General features: G+C 71.1%; 3 protein-coding genes. 1 reads left to right on the top strand and 2 read right to left on the bottom strand.

Going from position 1 to position 21,052, the window contains the following annotated elements; genetic code table 11:
- Positions 1 to 17 precede the first annotated feature (17 nt).
- On the top strand, positions 18 to 857 hold the full coding sequence (locus HYQ63_RS01005) for a phytanoyl-CoA dioxygenase family protein (protein WP_179932060.1): 840 nt from the start codon (positions 18 to 20) through the stop codon (positions 855 to 857).
- Between the two features lie 142 nt (positions 858 to 999).
- Here the strand turns inward: HYQ63_RS01005 and HYQ63_RS01010 are convergent, their stop codons facing one another.
- A complete protein-coding gene (locus HYQ63_RS01010; RefSeq protein WP_179932061.1) occupies positions 1,000 to 9,696 on the bottom strand; it encodes a type I polyketide synthase in 8,697 nt (2,898 codons plus the stop codon).
- Positions 9,697 to 9,711: 15 nt separating this feature from the next.
- A complete protein-coding gene (locus HYQ63_RS44230) occupies positions 9,712 to 21,045 on the bottom strand; it encodes a type I polyketide synthase (protein WP_373689193.1) in 11,334 nt (3,777 codons plus the stop codon).
- Between the last annotated feature and the right edge of the window lie 7 nt (positions 21,046 to 21,052).

A 21,052-nucleotide genomic window follows, 5' to 3' on the forward strand; every position in this document is an offset into this window, starting at 1 on the left:
AGGAGCCTGGAATTCCCATGGCCATACGTCTCGCCCGGCTCCCCGCCTCGTCCACGGTGGCCGAAGTCTCCGCGGCGCTCGACCGCGACGGCGGTGTGATCGTGGAAGACCTGATCGACAAGACCACCCTCAGGGGGCTCTGGGACGACCTGGGTCCCGCCCTGGAGAAGACCGGGTACGGGGACAGCTCGTTCGCCGGGCAGCGGACCAAGCGGCTGTGCTCGCTGTTCGCGCGCTCCCGGCATATGGAGAAGGTGGCGCTGAACCCGCTGTTCCTCGGCGCCGCCCGCGACCTCATCGAGCGGCCCGTACCCAGCTGGTTCGGTCCGCAGCGGACCGAGATCGCGCCGAACGTACAGGTCAGCATCACGCAGGTGATCCAGATCTGGCCCGGGGAGACACCGCAGACCGCGCACCGCGACGACATCGCGCATATGCTGCCCTCCCCCGGGCCGACCAACCGCGTGCAGATCATGCTGGCGATGGACGAGTTCACCGACGAGAACGGCGCCACGATGGTGTACCCGGGCAGCCACGCCTGGGACGCGGAACGCGGCCCGCGGCCGGAGGAGGCGGTGCAGGCCGAGATGGAGCCCGGCTCCTGTCTGATCTGGGTGGGCGGGCTGTTCCACGGCGGCGGGCCGAACCTCTCCGACGATCCGCGGACCGGGCTCACCATGGCCCTGGTACGCGGCAACCTCCGCCAGGAGGAGAACCAGTTCCTGGCCGTGCCGAAGGAGATCGTCCGGGAGTACCCGGAAGAGTTGCAGCGCCTGCTCGGCTGGGGCCTGTGCCCGCCGTTCATCGGCTGGTACGAGCACGCGGACCCGAACCCCCTGCTCCGCGCCGAGTCCTGAGCGCACCGTGCCCCTGACCGGCAGGGTCAGGGGCACAGGTGTCGTCCCGAGGCCGAAGTCCGGAAACCGAAGGCCACCGTGAGGGATTCTCCTCCCTCGCGGTGGCCTTCGGGTTGTCACCGGTCCGTTCCGCCGCCGCGCCTCATCCTTGGTCGTTCAGCCACTCGTGCACCCGCCGCGCGGTCGTCTCCGCGTCCACCTCCAGCAAGGTGAAGTGGTTTCCGGTCACTTCGAGCACCTCGTGTTCCAGCGGCCAGGACGGCCGCGTGGCCTCGAAGAGCAGCTCGGGCACGAACTCGGCAGCCTGTACGAACAGCGTCGGGGTGGTGATCGGCCCCGGCCGCCAGCCGCTGAACAGCCGCGCGTAGTGCGCCATCGCGGTGAGCTGGTCATCGTCCACCGGGATCTGGGGGAATCGCCGCATCAGCCGGTGGGCGGTGGCAGCCATGCCCAGTGCGAGGTTGTCGCCCGCGCCCGCGGGAGTGTCCAGCAGGACCAGAGCGCGCGGCGGTGTTCCGGCCGCCTCCAGCCGTGCGGTGAGGGTGTGGGCGAGCCAGCCCCCCGAGGAGTAGGCGACGAGTGTGAGCGGTTTGTCTCCGAACGCGCGCAGCACCGCGTCCGCCTGCCGGGCGGCGGTGGCGTCGAGATCGGCCGGAAGCGCCTCGCCCGGGCCGCAGCCGGGTGTGGGCAGGACCCAGACGTCGCGGGTGCCGCGCAGGGCTTTGGCGAACCGGGCAAACTGGTACGGGCTCGCCGGGGCCACCAGCGACGGGACGCACAGCAGGGGCTCGGCCTCCGAGCCGTCCGACAGCCGCACCGGCTCGGCGCCCGTCGGCCCCTCGCCTCCGGTGTCATAGACCTCGAACCTGGGGCGCGTTCCTGCCGCGAGGTCGAGCAGGTCCAGCCCGCGCTCGTGCTGCTCCTGGTCGAACGCGTGCCGGAAGAGGTGTGTGACGGTTCCGCCCCGCGCCACGCCGTCCGCTCGTTCCGGCCCGGCCGCGGCCGCCGGGCCGGCCGACCCGGCCAGCCCGGCCAGCAGATGGGTCGCGAGCGCGCGCGGCGTCGCGTGCTCGAACAGCGCCTCGGCCGTCAGGGCCAGTCCGGTGGCCCGGCTGAGCCTGGTGCGCAGGTCGGTGATCGACAGGGAGGTGAAACCGATTTCGAGGAACCTGCGGCCGGTTTCCACCTCCGCCACGTCGGTGTGGCCGAGAACGGACGCGATCTGCGAGGTGATCAGACCGAGCAGCGCCCGGTCCCGCTCCTCGGCCGTCATGTCCCGTAGGCGGACGGTCAATTCGCGGTGGTCCTCGGCGCACTCCGCCTCCGGAAGGGCCGAAGTCTGCTCATCGTGGCGCGCGCCCCCCTGTGAAAGCAGCGATGTCGTCCCTGGCTCGACCGCCCGGTCCGGCAGCCAGAAGCGGCGGCGCCGGAAGGCGTACGTCGGCAGCTCGATCCGCTGGGCTCCGGTCCCGTCGAAGAGCGCGGCCCAGTCCACGTCCGTGCCGCGTACGAACATCTCGGCGGCGGCGGTCAGCAGGCTCTCGGTCTCGCCGCGGTCCCGGCGCAAAACCGAGACCGCGGTGTCCACCTCGGACCGTACGAGGGCGGTGAGCACCGGATCGGGGCCGACCTCCAGCAGCCGGGTCGCGCCCAGCTCACCGGTCGCGGTCCGCACGGCATCGTGGAAGCGGACCGGACGGCGGATCTGGCGCACCCAGTAGTCTCCCGTCGCCCAGTCCCGCTCCCCCACCGGTTCCCCGGTGACGGTGCTGACCGCCGGGAGTACCGGCTGCCGGTAGGCGACGCTTTCGGCGGTACGGGCGAAGTCCGCCAGCATCGGGTGCATCAGCGGTGAGTGGAAGGCGTGGCTGACCCGCAGCCGGGACACCCGGCGGTCCTCCGCGCGCGCCACCGCCATCGCCCGCTCGACGGCGTCCTCATCCCCGGAGATCACCACCGCCGAGGGGCCGTTCACGGCCGCGATGGCGGCTCGCTCGCCCTCGGGTACCGCCTTGGCGGCCTCGTCGAGGATGCGAAGCGCCTCGTCCTCAGCGGCCTCGATCGCGGCCATCGCACCACCTGTGGGCAGCGCCTGCATCAACCGGGCGCGTGCCGCGACCAGTCGGGAGGCGTCGGCGAGGTCGAAGACTCCCGCGGTGTGGGCCGCGACCAGTTCGCCGATGGAGTGCCCGAGCACGACATCCGGGTTCATGCCCCAGGAGCGCAGCAGCTCGACGAGGGCGGTCTGCACCGCGAACAACGCCGTCTGGGCATACCCGGTCCCGCCCAGCAGCGCCGCCTCGGCCGAGCCGTCCGGAGCGAACAGCGCCTGCCGGACGGCGATGTCGAATCCGGCGGCGCCGTCCAGTTCCGCGTCCAGATGGGCGCACACCTCGTCCAGGGCCCGGGCGAACACCGGGAACCGGTCGTAGAGTTCCCGACCCATGCCGATGCGCTGGCTGCCCTGCCCGGTGAACATCCACGCCGTGCGGCCCTCGGACACGACGCCGGACACCACGGAAGCGTCACCGTCGGCCAGAGCGGTCACGCCCGAACGGAGCGCCGCGTCGTCGGCACCCAGCAGCACCGCGCGATGGTCGAGCAGCGCACGGGTCGTCGCCAGCGAGAAGCCCACGTCGAGGCGGGAGTTGTCATGAACGTCGGTGCCGCTACGGGCGTCGAGGAAGGATGCGAGGCGGCCGGCCTGTGCCCGCAACGTCTGCGAGCTCCGTCCGGACAGCACCCACGGCACCACCGGCAGCTCCGCCGACGGCCGCTCCTCTACGATGACGGGAGCGGTCCGGGGAGCCTCTTCGAGGATGACGTGGGCGTTGGTCCCGCTGATGCCGAACGACGAGACGCCCGCCCGGCGCGTGCGCTCGCCCTTCGGCCAGGCGCGAGCGTCCGTGAGGAGTCGTACCGCTCCGGAGCTCCAGTCCACGTGGGACGAGGGTGAGTCCACGTGCAGCGTCGGCGGCAGTTGCTGTGCGCGCAGGGCCATCACCATCTTGATGAGTCCGGCGGCGCCGGCGGCGGCCTGGGTGTGGCCAATGTTGGACTTCACCGAGCCGAGCCACAGCGGATCCCCCTCACGATCCCGGCCATAGGTGGCCAGCAGAGCCTGCGCCTCAATGGGGTCGCCCAGGCTCGTACCGGTGCCATGCGCCTCCACGACATCCACATCGGACGCCGAGACCCTGGCCGCCCTCAACGCCTGACGGATCACCCGCTGCTGCGACGGACCGTTCGGCGCCGTCAAACCATTGGACGCGCCGTCCTGATTGACCGCGCTGCCCCGCACAACCGCCAACACGCGATGTCCCAGGCGCTGGGCATCCGACAGACGCTCCAGCACCAGCACCCCGGCACCCTCCGACCAGCCGGTGCCATCCGCACCATCCGCGAACGCCTTGCAACGGCCGTCCAACGCGAGCCCACGCTGCTGCGAGAACTCCACGAAGATCGCCGGAGTGGACATGACCGTCGCACCACCGGCCAGAGCCATCCGGCACTCCCCGGACCGCAGTGACTGACTCGCCAGGTGCAGCGCCACCAGCGCCGACGAGCAGGCGGTGTCCACGGTGACCGCGGGGCCTTCCAGGCCCAGCGCGTAGGAGATCCGGCCGGAGATCACGCTGGCGGCGGACCCGGTTCCGACGAAGCCCTCGACTCCGTCCAGCCTGCCGCCCAGCATGTGCAGATAGTCCTGGCCGTTGGTCCCGGCGAACACTCCAGTGGCCGAGCCGCGGAGCGACAGCGGATCGACACCCGCCCGCTCCAACGCCTCCCACGACGTCTCCAGCAGCAGCCGCTGCTGCGGATCCATCGCCAGGGCCTCACGCGGCGAGATCCCGAACAGTGCCGCGTCGAACTCGGCCGCGTCCTGGACGAACCCACCGACGCGCACGTATGAGGTGCCCACGTGGGTCGGGTCGGGATCGTACAGTCCGTCGAGGTCCCAGCCTCGGTCGTCGGGGAACGGCGAGAGCCCGTCACCGGCCGAGGCCACGAGGTCCCACAGCGCCTCCGGTGAAGATACGCCGCCGGGAAACCGGCAGCCCATGCCGACAATCGCGATCGGGTCTTCGGTGTCGTCGGCCGCGTGAGCGGGAGCCTGCGGCGAGGGGGTGATATCCGGTCCGGGCGTCTCCCCCACCACCTGTTCGCGCAGGAACACTGCCAGGGCGGATGGGGTCGGGTGGTCGAAGACCAGAGTGGCGGGCAGCGGCAGGGCGGTGGCGTTGGTCAGCCGGTTGCGCAGGTCGACCGCTGTGAGGGAGTCGAAGCCGAGGTCCTTGAACGCCCGGCCGGGGTCGATCGTCGCGGACGAGGAGTGCCCGAGCACGGTGGCGACCTGGGACTGGACCAGTGTCAGCAGCATCCGGTCCTGCTCGGCCGCCGAACGGCCACGCAGCCGCCGTGCCAGCTCGCCGTCGTCCCCGGCTCCGAGATCGGCGGCGGGGGTACGCGCGGCGGCCACCTCGGGCAGATCGCCGATCAGGGCGCTGGGACGGGTGAACGTCATGGCGGCCGCGAAGCGTTCCCAGTCGACGTCGACCACGGTCTGGCACGTCCGGCCGTCACCGAGCACCTGCTGCAGGATGGCGATGGCCCGGTCCGGGTCCAGTACGCGCACACCCAGACGGCGGAAGTGCTCCGCCACCACGCCGTCGGCGGCCATGCCATCGCCGCCCCACGGCCCCCAGGCCACCGACGTGGCCGCCAGCCCCAGACCGCGGCGGTGTTGCGCCAGAGCATCCACATACGCGTTGGCGGCGCCGTAGGCCGCCTGACCCGCATTCCCCACCACACCGGCGATGGACGAGAACAGGACGAAGGCGTCGAGGTCACGGTCGGCCGTCAGGTCGTGCAGATGGCGCGCGGCGTCCGCCTTCGCCGCCAGCACGCGCGCCAGCCGCTCCGGGGTCAGCCCCTCCACCACACCGTCATCGAGGATCCCGGCAGTGTGAACGATTCCGGTCAGCGGCGCCTCCTCCGGGATGCCGTCCAGCACCGCCCGTACGGCTTCGCGGTCGCCGACGTCACAGGCCGCGAACGCGACATCGGCGCCCAAGTCGGCCAGCTCGCCACGCAGTTCTTCCGCGCCGGGCGCCTCGGCACCCCGGCGGGACACCAGCAGCAGGCGCTCAGCACCGCGAGCAGCCAGCCAGCGGGACACCAGCCCGCCCAGCGCACCCGTACCACCGGTCACCAGCACCGTGCCACGCGGCTCCCAGTCCTCCCCCCGCCCGGCACCGGCCCCGTCCCGTACCAGCCGGGCCGCGAACACACCCGATGGCCGTACGGCCACCTGATCCTCGCCACCGGACGCCGCGAGCACGGACACCAGCCGCGTCAAGCTGTGCTCGTCGACGTCCTCCGGCACATCGACCAGACCGCCCCAACGCTCCGGCTGCTCCAACGCCACCGTCCGGCCCAGGCCCCACAACTGAGCTCCCACCGGATTCAGCAGCCGCTCGCCCGAAGCCACCGACACCGCCGAACGCGTCACACACCACACACGCGCCGCGATGCCGGAATCTCCCAGCGCCTGCACCAATGTCAACGTCGTGGCGGTCGAGCCCGCCAAGGACACGACCCCCATCACCGTCTCGGTGTCCTCGGCTCCGATCTTCGCGGCCAGGGACTCGCGCGTATCGTCGGCGGCCACCGGCACGACGGTCGTCTGAGCGCCGGCGATTCGCAGCGTCCGCACGCACTGGTCCGCGAAGTCGTCGTCCGCCCGGTTCGGGACGGCCACCAGCCAAACGCCCCGCAGCCGGTTCGTCGCCGCCACGGTCACGGGCTTCCACTGCACCCGGTACCGCCAGCCCGAGAGCAGCGACTCCTCGCGGTGCCGCAGCCGCCAGTCCGAGAGCACCGGCAGCACGGTATCCAAGGGCGCGGCCGGCCCCACTCCCAACTGCTCGGCCAGGGAGTCCACATCGCCCTGCTCGACCAAGTCCCAGAACCGCTTCTCGATCCCGCCGGACTCCGCGGCCGCTTCCGCCGGAAGCTCTCGGTCCGGCAGCCAGAACCGCTGCCGCTGGAAGGCGTACGTCGGCAGATCCACCCGCTGGGCGCCGGTCCCGGCGAACACGGCGGCCCAGTCGACCCGCGCTCCGCGGACGAACAGCCCCGACACCGCCGCCATCAGCGTCTCGGGCTCGGCGCGGCCCTTCCGCAGCACCGACACCGCCGCAGCGGTGTCCACCTCGGACTGAGCCAGCCCGGTGAGCACCGGATCGGGGCCGAGCTCCAGCAGCCGGGACGCGCCCTGTCCGGCGGTCGCGGTCGTCAGCGCGGCGTGGAAGCGCACCGGCCGGTGCACCTGGCGGACCCAGTACTCCGGGGTCGCCCAGTCCTCTGCGGTCACCGGCTCGCCGGTGACCGTGCTGATCGCGCGCGTATGGGGATCGTGGTAGGTGATCCCGGCGGCGACCTGGGCGAACTCGTCGAGCATCGGCCGCATCAGGGGCGAGTGGAACGCGTGGCTCACCCGCAGCCGGGAGACGCGGCGGCCTTGGCCGCGCGCGATGTCCATAGCTTGCTCCACGATGTCCTCGGCACCGGAGATCACGGTCGCCGAGGGGCCGTTGACGGCGGCGATCGCGGCCGGGTCACCTCCGGGCAGGCCCTTCAGGATCTCCAGCACGTCGGTCTCGGTGGCCTGGATGGCGGCCATCGCGCCCCCGCCGGGCAGGGCCTGCATCAAACGGGCCCGGGCGGCGACCAGCCGCGCGGCGTCAGCCGATTCGAACACCCCGGCCGCGTAGGCGGCGGCGAACTCACCGATCGAGTGGCCGAGCAGCAGGTCCGGCCGCATACCCCACGAGCGCAGCAGCTCCACGAGCGCGACCTGCACCGCGAACAGGGCGGGCTGGGCATAGCCGGTACGGTCCAGCAGGTCCGCCTCGGCGGAGCCCTCGGCCGCGAACAGTACGTCCCGCAGTGGGACGTCGAACCCGGCGGCGCCTTCCAGCTCGGCGTTCAGGTGGCCGCACACCTCGTCCAGGGCTTGAGCGAACGCCGGGAACCGGTCGTAGAGTTCGCGGCCCATGCCGATGCGCTGGCTGCCCTGTCCGGTGAACATCCAGGCCGTCCGGCCCTTGCTGACCGCTCCGGTCACCACGAAGGTGTCCGGGTCGGCCGCCTCGGTCTCGTCGGCGTCGGCGGACAGCACGGTCCCGTCGGACAGGCGAATCGTGCCCGTGTGCAGGGCCGCGCCGTCGGTGCCGAGTACCACGGCGCGGTGTTCGAGGGCCGCGCGGGTCGTCGCCAGTGAGAAGCCCACGTCGGCAGGGGATTGATCCTGCGGTCCCCGCTCGTCGAGAAGAGCCGCGAGACGGCCGGCCTGTGCCCGCACCGCGTCCGGGGTACGGCCGGACAGCACCCACGGCACCACCGGCAACTCCGGCTCTGCCGACGGCCGCGCCTCTGCCACCGGTTCGGCCTCGGGAGCCTCTTCGAGGATGACGTGGGCGTTGGTCCCGCTGATGCCGAACGACGAGACGCCCGCCCGGCGCGTGCGCTCGCCGCGCTGCCACGGCCGGGACTCGGTCAGCAGCCGCACCGAACCCGCCTCCCAGTCCACATGGGACGAGGGTGATTCCACGTGTAGCGTCTTCGGGAGCTGCTGTGCGCGCAGGGCCATCACCATCTTGATGAGTCCGGCGGCGCCGGCGGCGGCCTGGGTATGGCCAATGTTGGACTTCACCGAACCGAGCCACAGCGGATCCCCCTCACGATCCCGCCCATAGGTGGCCAGCAGAGCCTGCGCCTCAATGGGATCACCCAGACTCGTGCCGGTGCCATGCGCCTCCACGACATCCACATCGGACGCCGAGACCCTGGCCGCCTCCAACGCCCGACGGATCACCCGCTGCTGCGAGGGGCCGTTCGGCGCCGTCAGACCATTCGACGCACCGTCCTGATTGACCGCGCTGCCCCGCACAACCGCCAGCACGCGGTGGCCCAGGCGCTGGGCATCCGACAGACGCTCCAGCACCAGCACCCCGGCACCCTCCGACCAGCCGGTGCCATCCGCACCATCCGCGAACGCCTTGCAACGGCCGTCCGGCGCAAGCCCACGCTGCTGCGAGAACTCCACAAACGCCGCCGGAGTGGACATGACCGTCGCACCACCGGCCAGAGCCATCCGGCACTCCCCGGACCGCAGAGACTGACTCGCCAGATGCAGCGCCACCAGCGCCGACGAACACGCCGTGTCCACCGTCACCGCAGGCCCCTCCAGACCCAACGCGTAGGAGATCCGGCCGGAAATGACACTGGCCGCGGACCCGGTTCCGACGAAACCTTCGACTCCGTCCACCCTGCCGCCCAGAGTATGCAGATAGTCCTGGCCATTGGTCCCGGCGAACACTCCGGTGGCCGAGCCGCGCAGCGACAGCGGATCGACACCCGCCCGCTCCAACGCCTCCCACGACGTCTCCAGCAGCAGCCGCTGCTGCGGATCCATCGCAAGAGCCTCACGCGGCGAGATCCCGAACAACTCCGCATCGAACTCGGCCGCATCCTGGACGAACCCACCAACGCGCACGTAGGTCGATCCCGTGCACCCCGGCTCAGGATCGTACAGTCCGTCGAGGTCCCAGCCCCTGTCGACCGGGAACGGCGAGAGCCCGTCACCACCCGAGTCCAGCATCTCCCACAGGGCCTCGGGGGAGTCGACGCCACCCGGAAACCGGCAGCCCATGCCGACAATCGCGATCGGTTCGCGGGCGGCCGCGCGAAGCTGCTGGTTCTGCTTTTTGAGCGTGTTGGTCTCTTCCAGCGACTTCCGGAGCGCCTGGACGACCTTTTCGTACGGTGCACTCATCTGTTGTGACCCCGATCAGTCCTGTTCGAAGGGTTCGTCGTCGCCGAGCGCCAGTTGTACGAGATCGTCGACGTCCAGCTCTGCGATCGCACCCTCCTCCTCGGGCTCCGCCCCTTCCGGCTCGTCCTCTCCGGAGGCGGCCAGCCGCACCAGGGCGTCCATCAGTCCCGCCGCGCGGAACCGGTCCAGGGGTACGGACGCCAGCGCGCGCCGCAGCCGCTCCTCGTCCAGACCGGGATCCGCGTCGTCGCCATCGTCCGGGAACAGCTCGCCACGCAGATAACCGGCGAGCGATGCCGGGGTCGGGTGGTCGAAGACGAGCGTGGTCGGCAACCGCAGCCCGGTGGCCATGGTGAGCCGGTTACGCAGATCCACCGCGGTGAGGGAATCGAAGCCGAAGTCCTTGAACGCGCGGTTCGCGTCAATCGCGGCGGCGGACGAGTGCCCCAGCACCACAGCGACCTGGGTCTGCACCAGATCCAGCAGCGACTGCTCCCGCTCGGCCGCGGGCAGGTCCCGCAGCCGCCGGGTCAGCTCGCCGGCCTCCTCGGCGCCGGCGTCGGCGGTCGCGGTCAGCGCCGCGGCCGCCTCGGGCAGGTCGGCGATGAGCGCGCTGGGCCGGGCCAGCGTCAGCGAAGGCGCGAAGCGTTCCCAGTCCACGTCGGCGACGGTCGCGCAGGCCCGGCCGTCGGCGAGTACCTGGTCGAGGGCCGCCACCGCCCGCTCCGGGTCCAGTACGCGAACGCCGGAACGGCGGAACCGTTCCTCGGCCACTCCGTCGGCTGCCATCCCGTCGCCGCCCCACGGTCCCCAGGCCACCGATGTGGCGGGCAGCCCCAGACCGCGCCGGTGTTGCGCGAGGGCGTCGAGGTGGGCGTTGCCCGCCGCGTACGCGGACTGGCCCGCGTTGCCGAGGACCCCGGCGATGGAGGAGAACAACACGAAGGCGTCCAGTTCCAGGTCCGCCGTCAGTTCGTGCAGATGCCGCGCCGCATCCGCCTTCGCGGCCAGTACCCCGGCGAGCCGCTCCGGCGTCAGCTCGGTGACCACCCCGTCGTCCAGGACCCCTGCGGTGTGTACGACACCGGTCAGCGGCGCATCCTCGGGCATGCCGTCCAGCACGGCGGCGAGGGACCGGCGGTCGGCGATGTCGCAGTCGGTGACGGTGACCCGCGCGCCGAGTTCGGTCAGCTCCTGCCGCAGTTCCGCCGCGCCCGGCGCCTGTGCCCCACGCCGGGAGACCAGCACGAGGTGTTCCGCGCCGCGGGAGGCCAGCCGACGTGCCACATGCGCGCCCAGGGCGCCGGTGCCGCCGGTGATGAGGACCGTGCCGTGCGGCTGCCAGCCGTCGCCGTCTCCCCTCGCGGTGTCGCGCGTCAGCCGGGCCGCGTACACCCCCGAGGACCGTATGGCGACCTGGTCCTCGTAGCCTTCCGCGCGGCCGTCCGAACGGCCCGCGGCGAGGACGGACACCAGGCGGGTCAGGCTCTGCCTCCCGACTTCCTCGGGCAGGTCGACCAGACCGCCCCAGCGCTGCGGCTGTTCAAAGGCCACCGTCTTGCCCAGGCCCCACAGCTGGGCCTGCGCGGGGTTGGCCAACCGCTCGCCCGCTCCGACGGAGACCGCTGAGTGGGTCAAGCACCACAGGGGCGTTTCGGCCTCGGCGTCGGCCAATGCCTGCACCAGCGTCAGCGTCGTGGCGGTCGCGATGGGCACCGGTCCGTAGCCGGGTTCTTGCACTGCGGCTTCGGCTTCGGCTTCGGCCCATGCCAGCAGGGACACCACGCCGTCCGCCGAGGTGGCGCGGATCCGGTCGGCGAGTGCTTCGCGGCTCGTCCTGGCGGTGAGGGTCAGCACGGTGACCTCAGCCGCGCCGCCCGCCCGCAGAGCCTGTACGCACTGCTCGGCCAATCCGTCCTGGGCGGCGGTCAGCCGCTCCGGCACTGCCAGCAGCCAGGTCCCCGACAGGCGGCCCGCGCTCGGTACGGTCATCTGCTTCCACACCACCCCGTAGCGCCAGCCGGACAGCGCCGACTGCTCCCGCTGCCGCTTGCGCCACGTCGACAGCATTGGCAGCACGGTGTCCAGCGGTGTGCCCGCGTCGACGCCGAGTTGACCGGCAAGGGATGCCACATCACCCTGCTCAACCAGGTTCCAGAACCCGGCTTCGGCACCGCCGAGGGCCACGTCGGTCCTGGTCGCCCGCTGGGTCGTACGGTCCCGCAGCCAGAACCTCCGGCGCTGGAACGCGTACGTGGGCAGGTCCACCCGCTCGGCCCCGGTCCCGGCGAACACCGCCGCCCAATCGACCTTGGCCCCGCGTACGAACAGCTCGGCCACCGCCGTCAGCACGGTTTCGGCCTCGGCATGGCCCTTGCGCAATGCGGCCACGGAAAACGCGGGGGCCGCGCTGTCAGTTCCGGACCGGGTCAGTGCCGTCAGGACCGGATCGGGCCCGATCTCCAGCAGTCGGTCGGCGCCCTGCTCGCCCGTGGTCGCCTCGATCGCATCATGGAACCGGACCGGCTGCTGGACCTGGCCCACCCAGTAGTCCGGGTTCGCCCAGTCCTTTTCGCCGACCGGCTCGCCGGTGACCGTGCTGACCGCTGGGAGAGTCGGTTGCCGGTACGTGACGCTCGCCGCGATCTCGGCGAACTCCGCCACCATCGGCTCCATCAACGGCGAGTGGAACGCATGGCTGACGCGCAGCCGCGACACCCGGCGGCCCCGCTCCCGCGCAGCCCCCATCACCCGCTCGACCGCATCCTCGTCGCCGGAGATCACCACGGCGGTGGGGCCGTTGACCGCCGCGACCGCCGCCCGCTCGCTGTCGGGAAGTCCGTGCAGAATCCCGGCGACCTCGGCCTCGGTGGCTTCGATCGCCGCCATCGCGCCGCCTGAGGGCAGCGCCTGCATCAACCGGGCGCGTCCCGCCACCAGCCGGGCGGCGTCGGCCAGTTCGAAGACCCCGGCGGCGTAGGCGGCGGCCAGCTCGCCGACCGAGTGGCCCAGCACCATGTCCGGGCGCACACCCCAGGAGCGTAGGAGGTCCACCAGCGCGGACTGGACGGCGAAGAGCGCGGTCTGCGCGTAGCCGGTTTGCTCCAGCGACCCCGCCTCGACGGAACCCTCATCGGCGAACAGCACTTCCCGCACAGGCACCTTGAACGCGGCGGTGCCCTCCAGTTCTGTGTCGAGGAAGTCGCAGACCTCGTCCAGGGTCCTGGCGAAGGCCGGGAACCGTTCGTACAGCTCGCGGCCCATGCCGAGCCGCTGGCTGCCCTGGCCGGTGAACATCCAGGCCGTCCGGCCGTCGCCGACCACACCGGACACCACGGTGGCCTCGGTGGCGTCGGTGGCGGTCGGGGTTGCGAAGGTCGCCACCCCGGCGCGCAGGGCATCGCGGTCGGCGCCCAGCACCACGGCGCGGTGGTCGAGCACGGCGCGGGTGGTCGCCAGCGACATCCCGACATCGACCGCGGCGGGTCCTCCCTCCTCGTACGCGCCGAGGAAGGCGGTCAGACGCCCGGCCTGCGCCCGCACCGCCTGTTCGCTCCGGCCGGACAGCACCCAGGGGACCAGCGGCAGCTCGGCCGACGGCCGGTCCTCCCGCTCATTCCGATCGTCCCAGCCCTCCCGCTCCGCAGCGACAGCCGGATCACCGATCGGCGCTTCCTCGATGATCACGTGCGCGTTGGTCCCGCTGATCCCGAACGACGAGACACCCGCCCGACGTGGCCGCTCACCGCGCGGCCAGGCGCGGGCCTCGGTCAGCAGCTTCACCGCCCCGGCTTCCCAGTCCACGTGGGACGAAGGCTCTTCCACATGCAGGGTCCGTGGCAGCCGCTGTGCCCGCAGCGCCATGACCATCTTGATCACACTCGCCGCGCCGGCCGCGGCCTGGCTGTGCCCGATGTTCGACTTGATCGAGCCCAGCCACAACGGACCCTGCTCCCCGCGGCCCTGGCCATACGTCGCCAGTAGTGCCTGCGCCTCGATCGGGTCGCCGAGCGTGGTGCCGGTGCCGTGCGCTTCGACGACGTCCACGTCGGACGCCGAGACCTTCGCGGCCTTCAGCGCTTGGCGGATGACGCGCTGCTGGGAGGGGCCGTTCGGCGCGGTCAGACCGTTGGAGGCCCCGTCCTGGTTGACCGCGCTCCCGCGTACGACCGCGAGCACCGGATGCCCCAGGCGTTGCGCGTCGGAAAGCCGCTCCAGAACGAGGATTCCGCCGCCCTCGGACCATCCGGTGCCGTCCGCGGCATCCGCGAAGGACTTGCACCGGCCGTCCCCGGCCAGCCCGCCCTGCCGCGAGAACTCCACGAATATGCCTGGCGTGGCCATCACGGTCGCGCCTCCGGCGAGCGCCATCTCGCACTCGCCCGCGCGCAACGCCTGGCACGCCAGGTGCAGGGCGACCGACGCGGACGAGCACGCCGTGTCCACCGACACCGCCGGGCCCTCCAGGCCCAGCACGTACGACAACCGGCCCGATGCGACGCTCGGCGTGCTGCCAGTGAGCAGATACCCCTCGGTCTCCGTATCCTGTTCGTCCTCCTGGCCACTGGCGTAGCCGTTGGCCGACACCCCCGCGAACACACCGGTCTGGGAACCGCGCAGGGACAACGGGTCGATGCCCGCCCGCTCCAGCGCCTCCCACGAGGTCTCCAGCAGCAGCCGCTGCTGCGGATCCATCGCCAGCGCCTCACGCGGCGAGATCCCGAACAGCTCCGCATCGAACTCCGTGGCGTCCTCGACGAACCCTCCGACAGCCGCGATGTCCTCCAGCACCTGCGTGTCCCAGCCCCGGTCCACCGGCAGCGGCGACATCCCGTCGCCACCGGAGTCCACCAACTCCCACAGCGTCTCGGGCGAGGTCACACCACCTGGGTAGCGGCAGCCCATGCCAACGATCGCGATCGGATCATCGGCGGCACCCGCACGCTCAGCAGGGCGATCCTCCACGGCCTGTTCCTCAACCACGCCGAGCAGTTGCTCACGCAGATACCCAGCGAGGGAAGCAGGGGTGGGGTGGTCGAAGACCATCGTGGCGGACAGGTGGAGCGCGGTCGCGCCACTGAGCCGGTTACGCAGGTCCACAGCAGTCAGAGAGTCGAAACCGAGGTCCTTGAACGCCCTGGTCGGGTCGACTGCCGCGGCGGAGGCATGTCCGAGTACCCCGGCGACCGAGTCCTGTACGACGTCCAGCAGCATGCGTTCCTGCTCATCCGCGGACAGCCCGAGCAGACGCCGGGCCAGCGCGCTGCCGCTGCCAGTGGCGGACCGGCCTGCGGTGCGACGCTGTTGAGGGGTGGCCGGGACCAGCGCCTGCAACACACCCGGCAGACTGTCCCGGAACCCGGCCAGTGACGCGGTCCGCAACGCGACCGGCAACGCGACCGGCTCGTTGACCTGCAGAGCGGCATCCAGCAGCACGAGCCCGTCCTGCGTGGACAACGGCGGAAACCCCTGACGCCGAAGCCGGTCGATGTCCGCCCCACTCAGACGGCCCCCCATCCCCTCGGCCTGCTCCCACATACCCCACGCCAACGACACACCAGCCAGCCCCTGCGCCCGCCGGGACACCGCCAACGCGTCCAGCACCGCATTACCCGCCGCATACGCCGACTGACCCGCATTCCCCACCACACCCGCGAAGGAGGAGAACAGCACGAACGCGTCAAGATCGGACTGCGCCGTCAGTTCGTGCAGATGCACCGCCGACTCCGCCTTTGCCGCGAGCACCCGGGCCAACCGCTCCGGCGTCAGACCAGCGATCACCCCGTCATCCAGGACACCGGCAGTGTGCACAATGCCCGTAAGGGGCGCATCCTCCGGCACCGCGTCCAGCACACCGGCCAGCGCCGCCCGATCACTCACATCGCAGGCAGTAATCGTCACCCGCGCACCCAGCCCGGTCAGCTCATCACGCAACTCTTCCGCACCCGGCGCCCCGACACCACGCCGGGAAAGCAACAACAGATCACGAACACCATGGGCGGTCACCAGATGCCGGGCCACCACCGCACCCAGACCACCCGTACCACCAGTCACCAGCACCGTGCCACGCTCACGCCACGGAGCAGGAACGCTCAGCACGACCTTCCCGACATGCTTGGCCTGCCCCAGGAACCGCAACGCCTCCGGCGCCCGCGCAATCTCCCACGACGTCACCGGAATCGGCCGCAACGCGCCCTTCTCGAACAACTCCAGCAGCGCCGCCAGCATCTCCCTGATCCGGTCCGGACCCGCCTCAATCACATCAAACGCCTGATACGAGACACCCGGATACGCGGCGGCGACCTCATCCGCATCACGGATATCCGTCTTGCCCATCTCCACAAACCGGCCACCCCGCTGCGTCAACCGCAACGACGCGTCGACGAATTCACCGGCCAGACAGTCGAGTACAACATTCACCCCAGCGCCATCAGTCGCCTGAGAGAAGATCTGCTCGAACTCCGTCGTACGGGAGGAAGCCAGACGGCCGGCGGCGACCCCGAACTCACGAACCGTGGACCACTTGGCCTGACTCGCCGTCGCGAACACCTCCGCACCCAGATGCTGGGCCAACTGCACCGCCGCCATACCCACACCACCAGCAGCGGCATGAATCAACACCGACTCACCCGCCTGAAGACCAGCCAGATCCACCAACGCGTAATACGCCGTCAGGAACACCACCGGCACCGACGCCGCCTGCTCGTACGACCAACCACCCGGCATACGCGCCAACATCCGCGCATCCGCCACCGCCGACGGCCCGAACCCCCCGTCCAGCAGACCCATCACCCGGTCACCCACAGCGAAGTCGTCCACACCCGGACCGACCTCCACCACAACCCCGGCACCTTCATGCCCGAGCCGACCAGCGTCCCCCGGATACATCCCCAGCACATTGAGAACATCCCGGAAGTTGACCCCCGCCGCACGCACACCCACGCGCACCTGGCCGGGGCGCAGCGCCTGGGGTTCCTCGGGCACCAGCGCGACGCCGTCCAACTGGCCCTTGGCCACAATGTCCAACCGCCATGCCGAACCCACACCCACCGGAGGCTCCAACACCCCGCCCGAAGCCATCCGCACCAGCCGCGGCAGCCACACCCGCCCCTCACGGACGGCGACCTGGTCCGCACCCAGCCCGGCGAGGCCGACAGCCAGGGCCTCATACGACTCCCGCGCACCATCAACGTCGGCCAGCACAAACCGCCCCGGATGCTCACTGAGCGCCGAACGCACCAGACCCCACACCCCAGCACCAGCGAGATCCAGCACATCGCGAGCACCGTCCTCGGCCGAGGCCACCTCCACCGCACCCGACGTCAACACCACCAACCGCGACCCCGCAAAACGCTCCTCAGCCAACCACCCACGCACCACACCCAGAACACCCGCCACCACATCACCGACACCGGCACCACCACCACACGCCACCGGAAGCACGACCGTCTCCGGCACCGTGGCACCACCATCAAGAGCGGCGACCAAACCCGCAAGACCGTCGTAAGACGTCACCGGAACACCGGCACCCCGCCACCCACCCGACTCGACATCACCAAGCACCGCCCAACCAGCAGACCCCACAGGCCCCTCGGACCGGGCCACCGGCGCAGGAACCCACTCCAGCCGGAACAGACTCTCCGCCGTGGCAGAGGCGGACGCGCTCAGCTCGGTGACCGAGACCGGGCGCAGCACCAGCGACGCCACCTCGGCGACCGGGTCACCTGCGGCATCGGCCACCCGCAGCGCCACCTCGCCCGTGCCTCGTGGAGACAGCCGAACCCGCACGGCGGAAGCGCCCACGGCGGACAGTGACACACCCGACCACATGAATGGCAGCAAAGCCTTGTCCGCACCGGCACCGGCTTCGCCAAGTCCCAGCGCGTGCAGCACCGTGTCCAGCAGCGCCGGATGCAAACCGAACCCAGCCCCGTCCTCCGCGACCCCCTCCGGAAGAGCGGCCTCCACGAACAGGTCCTCGCCCTGCTTCCACACCTCCCGCAGACCACGGAACGCCGGACCATACGCCAACCCCACACCCGACAACCGCTCATACAACCCATCCACCACAACCGCCTCCGCACCCACCGGCGGCCACACCCGCAAATCCCACCCAACAGCAGGAGCCCCAGCAGCGAGAGCACCCGTGGCATGCAAAGTCCACGGCTGCTCGGCCTCGGCCTCCTCCACGCGCGAGTAGACCCGCAGCGCACGACGGCCGTCCTCGCCGCCGTCGATGCTGAGCTGCACCTGAACAGCGCCGTCCTCCGGAAGGACCAGCGGCGCCTGCAAGGTCAACTCCTCGACCCGGGCACACCCGACCCGGTCACCCGCCTGCACCGCAAGCTCAACGAAGACCGTGCCCGGCACCAGGACCGAACCGGCCACTACGTGATCAGCCAGCCACGGATGCGACCGCACCGACAACCGCGACGTCAGCAACACCGCATCCGAACCCGCCACCGCCACCGAAGCACCCAACAACGGATGCCCCGCCGCACCCAGACCCAGCCCCCGGGCGTCGGTGACCGGCTGCGCGGCATCCAGCCAGTACCGCTGCCGCTGGAAGGCGTACGTCGGCAGGTCCACCGGGCGCGCGCCGGTCCCGGCGAACATGGCGGGCCAGTCGACCTGCGCGCCGCGCACGAACATCTCCGCGACCGCCGACAGGACGGTCTCGGCTTCACCGCGGCCCTTCCGCAGTGTCGACGCCACAGCACTGTCGACGGCGGTCTGAGCCAGCGCGGTCAGCACCGGATCGGGTCCGATCTCCAGGAGCCGGGTCGCGCCCTGTTCGCTCGTGGTGGTCTCCAGAGCCCGGTGGAACCGGACCGGCTCGTGGATCTGGCGCACCCAGTACTCCGGGGTCGCCCAGTCCGCCGCGCCGACCAGTTGCCCGCTGACCGTGCTGACGGCCGGAAGCACCGGCTGCCGGTAGGTGATACTCGCCGCGATGTCGGCGAACTCCGCGAGCATCGGCTCCATCAACGGCGAGTGGAAGGCGTGGCTGACGCGCAGCCGGGACACCCGGCGGCCCCGCTCCCGCGCAACCTCCATCACCCGCTCGACCGCATCCTCGTCACCGGAAACCACCACCGACGTCGGCCCGTTCACCGCCGCAACCGCCACCCGCTGCGAGTCCGGCAGTCCTCGCAGAATCTCGGAGACCTCGGCCTCCTCACCCTCAACCGCCGCCATCGCACCACCCGCAGGCAGCGCCTGCATCAACCGCGCACGACCCGCCACCAACCGCGCCGCATCCCCCAGCCCGAAAACACCCGCCACATACGCCGCGACAAACTCACCCACCGAATGACCCAACACCACATCCGGACCCATGCCCCACGATCGCAGCAACTCCACCAACGCGACCTGCACCGCGAACAACGACGGCTGCGCATACCCGGTCCGATCCAGCAGCGCCGCCTCCGCAGAACCCTCCGCCGCGAACAACACCTCCCGCACCGAAACACCGAAGCCCGGCCCACCCGCAAGCTCCGCGTCCAGAAAACCGCACACCTCATCCAGGGTCCTCTTGAACACGGGGAACGTGCCGTACAGCTCACGGCCCATCCCGATCCGCTGGCTGCCCTGGCCGGTGAACATCCAGCCCGTCCGGCCGTCGGTCACCGCACCGGATATCGCGGCTGGATGTTCACCGGCCGGGTCTGTCAGGCCGGTCAGCGGCGCCGCCCCGTCCGCGCCCAGCACCACGGTCCGGTGCTCCAGGACCGCCCGCGTGGTCGCCAACGAGAAGCCGACGTCGACCGGGGAGTGGTCCCGCTCGCCGAGGAAGGCCGCCAGGCGTCCGGCCTGTGCCCGCACCGCCTGGGCGCTCCGGCCGGACAGCACCCATGGCACCACCGGCATCGCCGACAGGTCCGTCGTGGCCTCATCGGAGGCGATGCCGCTCTCTTGGCCGTCACCGCTGTCACCGCCTGACGCGGCAGGAGGTTCCTCGAGGATGACATGGGCGTTGGTACCACTGATACCGAACGAAGAAATCCCCGCGCGGCGGGGATGTTCGGCGCGGGGCCAGGGGCGTTCTTCGGTCAGCAGGCGCACCGAGCCCGCGTCCCAGTCGACATGCGACGAGGGCTCACCCACGTGCAAGGTCCGGGGCAGTTCCCCGGCGCGCAGGGCCATCACCATCTTGATGACACCGGCGACGCCCGCGGCGGCCTGGGTGTGCCCGAAGTTCGACTTCACCGAGCCCAGCCACAGCGGCTCGGCGCCGTCGCGCCCCTGGCCGTAGGTCGCGAGCAGGGCCTGGGCCTCGATGGGATCGCCGAGCCGGGTTCCGGTGCCATGCGCCTCGACGACGTCCACTTCGGACGCCGGGATCCGCGCGGCCTTCAACGCCTGGCGGATCACGCGCTGCTGCGACGGCCCGTTCGGCGCGCTCAGCCCGTTCGAGGCGCCGTCCTGGTTGACGGCGCTGCCGCTGATCACCGCGAGCACCGGGTGGCCCAGCCGCTGTGCCTCGGACAGCCGCTCCAGTACGAGCACGCCGGCGCCCTCGGCCCAGGCGGTGCCGTCCGCGGCCTCCGCGAACGGCTTGCACCGGCCGTCGGCGGCGAGGCCACGCTGCCGGGAGAACTCCACGAACGTCGTCGGGCCGGCCATCACCGTGACGCCACCGGCGAGCGCCATCCCGCACTCGCCGGTCCGTAGCGCGTGGCAGGCAAGGTGCAGGGAGACCAGCGAGGATGAGCACGCGGTGTCGAGTGTCACCGCCGGCCCCTCGAACCCGAACACGTATGAGATGCGGCCGGAGAAGACGCTTCCCGCGTTGCCGTTGGCGAGAAAGCCCTCGACCTCCTTGGGCACGCCGCTCAGGCGCGACGTGTAGTCGTGGTACATCAGGCCCGCGAAGACACCGGTGGCCGAGCCGCGTAGCGAATGGGGGTTGATCCCCGCCCGTTCCAGCGCCTCCCACGAGGTTTCCAGCAGCAGCCGTTGCTGCGGGTCCATGGCAAGGGCCTCGCGCGGCGAGATCCCGAACAGCTCGGCGTCAAACTCGGCCGCGTCGTGCAGAAACCCGCCCTCGCGTACGTGCGAGGTGCCCGCGCGGTCCGTATCCGGATCGAAGAGGGTCTCGAGGTCCCAGCCGCGATCGGTGGGGAACGGGGTGATCCCGTCCCCCGCCGAGCTGACCAGCCGCCACAGATCTTCCGGCGAGGTCACCCCGCCCGGGTACCGGCATCCCATGCCCACGATCGCGATGGGCTCGTGGGCTTTCGCTTCGGCTTCACTCAGGCGAAGGTGAGCATCCCGAGCATCGGCGATCGCGCGCTTGAGATATTCCCGGAGCTTGTCTTCGTTCGCCATGCGTTCCTTATCCTTCAGATAGAGC

Source organism: Streptomyces sp. Rer75, assembly GCF_013414305.1.
Taxonomy (GTDB): domain Bacteria; phylum Actinomycetota; class Actinomycetes; order Streptomycetales; family Streptomycetaceae; genus Streptomyces; species Streptomyces himastatinicus.